This is a genomic window from Ramlibacter sp. (genome assembly GCF_035706265.1).
Lineage (GTDB): Bacteria > Pseudomonadota > Gammaproteobacteria > Burkholderiales > Burkholderiaceae_C > Ramlibacter.
The window spans coordinates 1-6734 of record NZ_DASSVG010000147.1 but is presented as its reverse complement, the minus strand read 5'-3'; the positions used below and the strand labels follow the sequence as shown (position 1 = coordinate 6734).

The following is a 6734-nucleotide window of genomic DNA, read 5'->3' as shown; positions in this document are numbered from 1 at the left end:
CTCCAGCCGGCGTATCCGTTCCCGACTGCGCGGTCGATGGCGTCGCGCTGATGCGAGCGTGGTGGCTGGGCGAGCAGATTGAACGCAGAAGCCGCCAAAGTCACGCAAAAGCCGCAAAGGGACATCCAATGGAATGGATTCCTTCTGCGGCTTTCGGCTGCTTCTTTTGTGGCTTCTGCGTTAAGAAAGACCGTCGATCAGCCGCTGCACCACATCAAAGGACCTCGCTCGCGAAATCCGCCAGCCGCGAGCGCTCGCCGCGCGCCAGCGTGATGTGCCCGCTGTGCGGCCAGCCCTTGAACTTGTCCACCGCGAAGGTCAGGCCCGAGGAGCCCTCGGTCAGGTAGGGCGTATCGATCTGCGCCAGGTTGCCCATGCAGATGATCTTGGAGCCCGGGCCGGCGCGCGTGATCAGCGTCTTCATCTGCTTGGGCGTGAGGTTCTGCGCCTCGTCGATGATCACGTACTTGTTCAGGAACGTGCGCCCGCGCATGAAGTTCATGCTCTTGATCTTGATCTTCGAGCGGATCAGCTCGTTGGTGGCGGCGCGGCCCCACTCGCCGGCGGCGCTGTCGGTCTTGCCCAGCACCTCCAGGTTGTCGTCCAGCGCGCCCATCCACGGGCCCATCTTCTCCTCCTCGGTGCCGGGCAGGAAGCCGATGTCCTCGCCCACGCTCACGGTGGCGCGGGTCATGATGATCTCGGTGTAGCGGCGCTCGTCCAGCACCTGCGTGAGGCCGGCCGCCAGCGCCATCAGCGTCTTGCCGGTGCCCGCCGTGCCCGTGAGGGTGACGAAGTCCACCTCCGGGTCCATCAGCAGGTTCATCGCGAAGTTCTGCTCGCGGTTGCGCGTGGTCACGCCCCACACCGCGTTCTTCAGGTGGCCGTAGTCCTTCAGCGTCTTGAGCACCGCGGTCTTGCCGCGGATCTCGATCACCCGCGCATAGAGGCTCGGCTCGCCGGGCGCCTCGAAGTAGACGAACTGGTTGATGAACAGGGCCGGCACGATCGGCCCGCTGATGCGGTAGAACGTGTGCACGCCCTGCTGCCAGCTCTCCACCGTCTTGCCGTGCTTGGCCCAGAAGTCCGCCGGCAGGGCCAGCGAACCCGCATACATCAGGTCCAGGTCGTCGAGCGTCTTGTCGTTCTTGTAGTCCTCGGTCACGAGGCCCAGGGCCCGCGCCTTGACCCGCATGTTGATGTCCTTGGACACCAGCACCACCTGCATCGGTGCGTGCTTTTCCTGCAGGGCCTGCACCACGCTCAGGATCTGGTTGTCGGCCTTGCCGGGCGGCAACCCCATCGGCAGGCCCGAGGGCGACAGCGGCATGGTCTGGAAGAACAGGCAGCCGCCGGCTTCGCGGTGGCCGGTGGTGTCCAGCCGCAGGCCGTGGGCGATGTCCGCGCCGGCCGCGCCGGCCAGGGCGTCGAGCGAGCGGCTCGCCTGGCGCGCGTTGCGGGCGACTTCCGTGGTGCCCTTCTTGTGGCCGTCGAGCTCCTCCAGCACCACCATGGGCAGGAAGATGTCGTGCTCGTCGAAGCGGAACAGGCTCATCGGGTCGTGCATCAGGACGTTGGTGTCCAGCACGAACATCTTCTTGGGGCCTTCGGCCTTCTTCTTCTTGGGCAGCGCAGCCGGGGCCGTCACGTCCTTGCGGCGGGTGCGGGCGGCGGGCACCGGCGCGTCGACCGCCGCTTCCGCCTCGACCTCGCCGAACTCCACCGGCAACTCCCCGCCGAAGCCGCGCGGGTCGAAATCGTCGTGCACCTGGGGCAGGTCGGCGATGACGGCCTCATCGGCCGCCGGCGCCGCCCATTTTCGCGCCGCCTTGCGCGAGGAACGGGCCGGGGCGTCGAAGGCCTCCGGCGGGAGCATGGCGGCGCGCTTGGTCGGTGCGGGGGGCAGGGGCATAAGAGGTACAGCTTCCAGATGAGGTAGGCGGGAAACAAAAAAGCCGCCAGGCTGGCCGGGCGGCTTGTTCGGTTCTGTCGATGCTGACGCGTCGCGTCCGGGTCAACGGCATGAATTCATTATGCACATCAGGCCGGGTGCAACAATGTCAGCCGGAGGCCTGTTGCACGGATGCGTCAAGCCCGACAGTGCTGCAGGCGCGCGCCTGCAGTGCCGTTCAGGCGGCTTTCTTCAGCAGCTTGACGGCTTTCAGCACCTCGTCGACGTGACCGGGTACCTTCAGGCCCCGCCATTCCTGCTTGAGGATGCCGTCGGCGCCCACCAGGAAGGTGCTGCGCTCGATGCCCTTGACCTTCTTGCCGTACATGATCTTGTTCTTCACCACGCCGAACATGTGGCACATCTTTTCCTCGGTGTCGGCGATCAGCTCGAAGGGCAGTTCCAGCTTGGCCTTGAACTCGTCGTGCGACTTCATGTTGTCGCGCGAGACGCCGAACACCACGGCGCCCGCCTTCACGAAATCCTTGTACTTGTCGCGGAACTGCATGGCTTCGGTGGTGCAGCCCGGGGTGTTGTCCTTCGGGTAGAAGTACAGCACCAGGATCTGGCCCATGTGCGATGTGTTCGTGACCTTGATGCCGCCAGTGGCGTTCGCCTCGAATTCTGGAAGGGGTTTGTTGACAACGATCGCCATAGGATGTGTGGTTCTGGTGTGACAGTCTTGCGCGCAGCCGGCGGGCTTCGCGCAGGCCCACCGCAACCTCAGATTTTACCGCCAAACGAATTCGCCGCGCTGGCGCGGGGCCGTTGTCCGAGGGCGGCTCAGGGCGTTTCCAGCAGCAGGGCGACCGCGACCTCGCGGCCCTCCTGCGCCAGGATGTTGTAGGTGCGGCAGGCCGCGGCGGTGTCCATGGTCTCGATGCCGATGCGCGCCGCGCCCAGCGGAGCCAGCCAGGCCGGCCTGGGGAAGCGGATGCGGGCGCCGCTGCCGAAGATCACCACTTCGACCTTCAGGTCCGCCAGCTGCTGGAAGTGCTCGGGGCCGAGCGCCTCGAAGCTCTCCGCCCAGGGCAGGCGCTCGCCGCGCGAGCCGATCACGACGTTGTGCGTGATTTTTTCCGTGCCGACGCCGACCCAGCCGGGGCCGTAGCCGCTGATGGTCTGTGCGTCGGATCGATCGGGCTGGAGCTTCAAGGTGTGCTTGCGTCGCGGGCCGGCCTCGCTCGGAAGAGGTCCTTGCCGTTTATGGTCAAATTATAGGTTTCACGTCGTGCCATCGCCCGGGGAGGGCCTTTGAAGACCGTCCACAAATCCGCCAAGCTCGCCAACGTGCTGTACGACATCCGTGGCCCGATCATGGATGCCGCCCGCCAGCTGGAGGAAGAGGGCCACAAGATCATCAAGCTGAACATCGGCAACCTGGCCCCGTTCGGCTTCGACGCCCCCGAGGAAATCCAGCAGGACATGATCCGCAACCTGCCGAATTCGGCCGGCTACTCGGACAGCAAGGGCATCTTCGCGGCGCGCAAGGCCGTGATGCACTACACCCAGCAGCAGGGCATCCGCGGCGTCACGCTGGACGACATCTACCTGGGCAACGGCGCCAGCGAGCTGATCGCGATCTCCACCAACGCGCTGCTGGACGAGGGCGACGAGCTGCTGATCCCCTCGCCGGACTACCCGCTGTGGACGGCCTGCACGGCGCTCGCCGGCGGCACGCCGGTGCACTACCTGTGCGACGAGGCCAACGGCTGGATGCCCGACCCCGAGGACATCCGCCGCAAGATCACGCCGGCCACCAAGGGCATCGTCGTCATCAACCCCAACAACCCCACCGGCGCGCTCTACTCCGACGAGCTGCTGCGCGAGATCGTCGCCATCGCGCGCCAGCACGGCCTGGTGATCTTCGCGGACGAGGTCTACGACAAGGTGCTGTACGAGGGCGTCAAGCACACGGCCATCGCCAGCCTGTCGGAGGACGTGCTCACGCTGACCTTCAACTCGCTGTCCAAGAGCTACCGCTCCTGCGGCTACCGCGCCGGCTGGCTGGTGGTCTCGGGCGACAAGAAGGCGGCGGCCGACTACATCGAGGGCCTCACGATGCTCTCGAACATGCGCCTGTGCGCCAACGTGCCGGGGCAGTGGGCGATCCAGACGGCGCTGGGCGGCTACCAGAGCATCAACGAGCTGGTGGGCCCGGGCGGGCGGCTGCGCCGCCAGCGCGACCTGGCCTACGAGCTGATCACGGCGATCCCCGGCGTCAGCTGCGTCAAGCCGCAGGCGGCGCTGTACATGTTCCCCCGGCTCGACCCCAAGCTCTACCCGATCCAGGACGACCGCCAGTTCTTCCTCGAGCTGCTGCAGCAGACCCGGGTGATGCTGGTGCAGGGCACCGGTTTCAACTGGCACGCGCCGGACCACTTCCGCATCGTGTTCCTGCCGCACGAGGACGACCTGCGCGAGGCGGTGGGCCGCATCGCCCGCTTCCTCGAGCAGTACCGGCGCCGGCACAGCGCCTGACGCGCCGCTGCCATGGGCCCCCGCCTCGCCCTGCGCATGCTCGCCGGCCTCGCTGCGCTGGCGGCGTCGGCGTCGTGGGCGGGCGTGCAGTTCACCCACCGCGACTGGGAGCTGGCCTGCGACAACACGCGCACCTGCCGCGCCGCGGGCTACCAGGCCGGCGAGGCGTCGCCGGCGGTCTCGGTGCTGCTGGTGCGCGAGGCGGGCCCCGCGCGCCCGGTGACGGCGCAGGTCGCGCTCGGCACCTCCGAGGAGGGCAAGTCCGCGCCGCCGGCGCAGGTGGAGCTCACCATCGCCGGCCAGTCCCTCGGGGCCGTCGCGCTGCAGGCCGGCGAAGCGGTCGGCACGCTGCAGCCCGCCCAGGTGGCGGCGCTGCTGCAGGCGCTGCTGCGCAACGAGGAGATCGCGTTCGTGGCGGGCCCGCAGCGCTGGCGCCTCTCCGACGACGGGGCCGCCGCGGTGCTGCTGCGCATGGACGACATCCAGGGCCGGCTCGGCACCCGCGGCGCGCTGGTGCGCAAGGGCAGCCGCGGCGAGCAGGGCGTGCTGCACCCCCTGCCCAAGCCGGTGGTGCAGGCCGCGGCGGTCGGCCAGCCGGCCAGCACATCGCTGGCGATCGCGGTGCTGCGCACCCTGCGCAAGGCGCCGGGCGACTGCCCCGACCTGAAGGAGCCGGGCGAAGCGCCCAAGGCCTGGCGCCTGCAGGGCCACAAGGTGCTGGTGTCGGCGCGCTGCTGGGTCGCGGCCTACAACGTCGGCTACGGGTTCTGGGTGGCGGCCGACAAGCCGCCCTACACGCCGGTGACGATCACCACCAGCGGCACCGTGTTCGAGCCCGAGCGCAGCCGCATCCTCGCCATGCAGAAGGGCCGCGGCCTGGGCGACTGCTACGCGATCGAAGAATGGGTGTGGGACGGGGCGCGCTTCGTCCACACGGAAGAATCCACCACCGGCATGTGCCGGCTGGTGGCGGCCGGCGGGCCCTGGATGCTCACGACGCTCGTGAGCGAGGTGCTGCCGCCGGCCGGACCGAGGACCACAGAGGAAAAGAGAAAGTGAAACCGATCCAAGTCGGCCTGCTGGGCATAGGCACCGTGGGCAGCGGCGTGTTCAACGTCTTGCGCCGCAACCAGGAGGAGATCCAGCGCCGCGCCGGCCGCCGCATCGAGATCACCATGGTGGCGGACCTCGACACCGCCCGCGCGGAGGCCGTGGTGAACGGCAGCGCGAAGGTGGTGAAGGACGCGCGCGAGATCCTGGCCAACCCCGACATCGACATCGTCGTGGAGCTGATCGGCGGCTACGGCATCGCGCGCCAGCTGATGATGGAGGCGATCGAGGCCGGCAAGCACGTGGTCACCGCCAACAAGGCGCTGCTGGCCGTGCACGGCACCGAGATCTTCGCCGCCGCCCATGCCAAGGGCGTGATGGTCGCCTTCGAGGCCGCGGTGGCCGGCGGCATCCCGATCATCAAGGCGCTGCGCGAGGGCCTGACCGCCAACACCATCCAGTGGATCGCCGGCATCATCAACGGCACCACCAACTTCATCCTCTCGGAGATGCGGGACAAGGGCCTCGACTTCGAGGTGGTGCTGAAGGAGGCGCAGCGCCTCGGCTACGCCGAGGCCGATCCCACCTTCGACATCGAGGGCGTGGACGCCGCGCACAAGGCCACGATCATGAGCGCCATCGCCTTCGGCGTGCCGGTGCAGTTCGACAAGGCCTATGTCGAGGGCATCACCAGGCTGTCCTCGCAGGACATCGAGTACGCCGAGCAGCTGGGTTACCGGATCAAGCTGCTGGGGATCACCAAGCGCACCGCCAAGGGCATCGAGCTGCGCGTGCATCCGACGCTGGTGCCGGCCAAGCGCCTGATCGCCAACGTGGAGGGCGCGATGAACGCGGTGGTGGTGCAGGGCGACGCCGTCGGCACGACCCTGTACTACGGCAAGGGCGCCGGCAGCGAGCCGACCGCCAGCGCCGTGATCGCCGACCTGGTGGACGTCACGCGCCTGCACACCGTGGACACGGCGCACCACGTGCCGCACCTGGCCTTCCAGCCGGACCGGATGAGCGACGCGCCCATCCTGCCCATGAGCGAGGTGGTCACGAGCTACTACCTGCGCCTGCGGGTGGCCGACCAGGCCGGCGTGCTGGCCAAGGTGGCGGGCCTGCTGGCCACCGCCGGCATCAGCATCGACGCGATGCTGCAGCGCGAGGCCGCCGCCGTCGGCGGCGCCGGCTCGACCCACACCGACCTGATCCTGCTGACGCACAGCGTGCGCGAAGGCACGATGAACGA

6 protein-coding genes are annotated in these 6734 nt (G+C 68.3%); 3 read left to right on the top strand and 3 right to left on the bottom strand.

What is annotated here, in order from left to right; genetic code table 11:
* Window positions 1-214: 214 nt before the first annotated feature.
* From VFM98_RS05875 to VFM98_RS05865, 3 genes are all read right to left on the bottom strand, one after another.
* Window positions 215-1912: a PhoH family protein gene (locus VFM98_RS05875; RefSeq protein ID WP_325108967.1), complete on the bottom strand. Its 1698-nt coding sequence runs from the start codon at window positions 1910-1912 to the stop codon at window positions 215-217.
* 217 nt (window positions 1913-2129) lie between these two features.
* Entirely contained in the window at window positions 2130-2606 is a 477-nt protein-coding gene (locus VFM98_RS05870) for a peroxiredoxin (protein ID WP_325108966.1), read from the bottom strand.
* A 128-nt stretch (window positions 2607-2734) separates the two neighbouring features.
* On the bottom strand, window positions 2735-3106 hold the full coding sequence (locus tag VFM98_RS05865; protein WP_325108965.1) for an Mth938-like domain-containing protein: 372 nt from the start codon (window positions 3104-3106) through the stop codon (window positions 2735-2737).
* 99 nt (window positions 3107-3205) lie between these two features.
* Here VFM98_RS05865 and VFM98_RS05860 point away from each other — a divergent pair, with 99 nt between their 5' ends.
* From VFM98_RS05860 to VFM98_RS05850, 3 genes are all read left to right on the top strand, one after another.
* Window positions 3206-4432, top strand: a complete 1227-nt coding sequence (locus VFM98_RS05860) for a pyridoxal phosphate-dependent aminotransferase (RefSeq protein WP_325108964.1) — start codon at window positions 3206-3208, stop codon at window positions 4430-4432.
* A 12-nt stretch (window positions 4433-4444) separates the two neighbouring features.
* Window positions 4445-5491, top strand: coding sequence for a DUF1176 domain-containing protein (locus VFM98_RS05855; protein ID WP_325108963.1), 1047 nt, complete (start codon window positions 4445-4447; stop codon window positions 5489-5491).
* On the top strand, window positions 5488-6734 hold a 1247-nt coding region (locus VFM98_RS05850; RefSeq protein WP_325108962.1), incomplete at its 3' end, for a homoserine dehydrogenase. The genes VFM98_RS05855 and VFM98_RS05850, both read left to right, overlap by 4 nt.

What these genes read in the sequence shown, in the direction of transcription:
- VFM98_RS05875 (WP_325108967.1), bottom strand. Translation starts at nt 1,912, where the DNA reads ATGCCCCTGCCCCCCGCACCGACCAAGCGCGCCGCCATGCTCCCGCCG.
- VFM98_RS05870 (WP_325108966.1), bottom strand. Translation starts at nt 2,606, where the DNA reads ATGGCGATCGTTGTCAACAAACCCCTTCCAGAATTCGAGGCGAACGCC.
- VFM98_RS05855 (WP_325108963.1), top strand. Translation starts at nt 4,445, where the DNA reads ATGGGCCCCCGCCTCGCCCTGCGCATGCTCGCCGGCCTCGCTGCGCTG.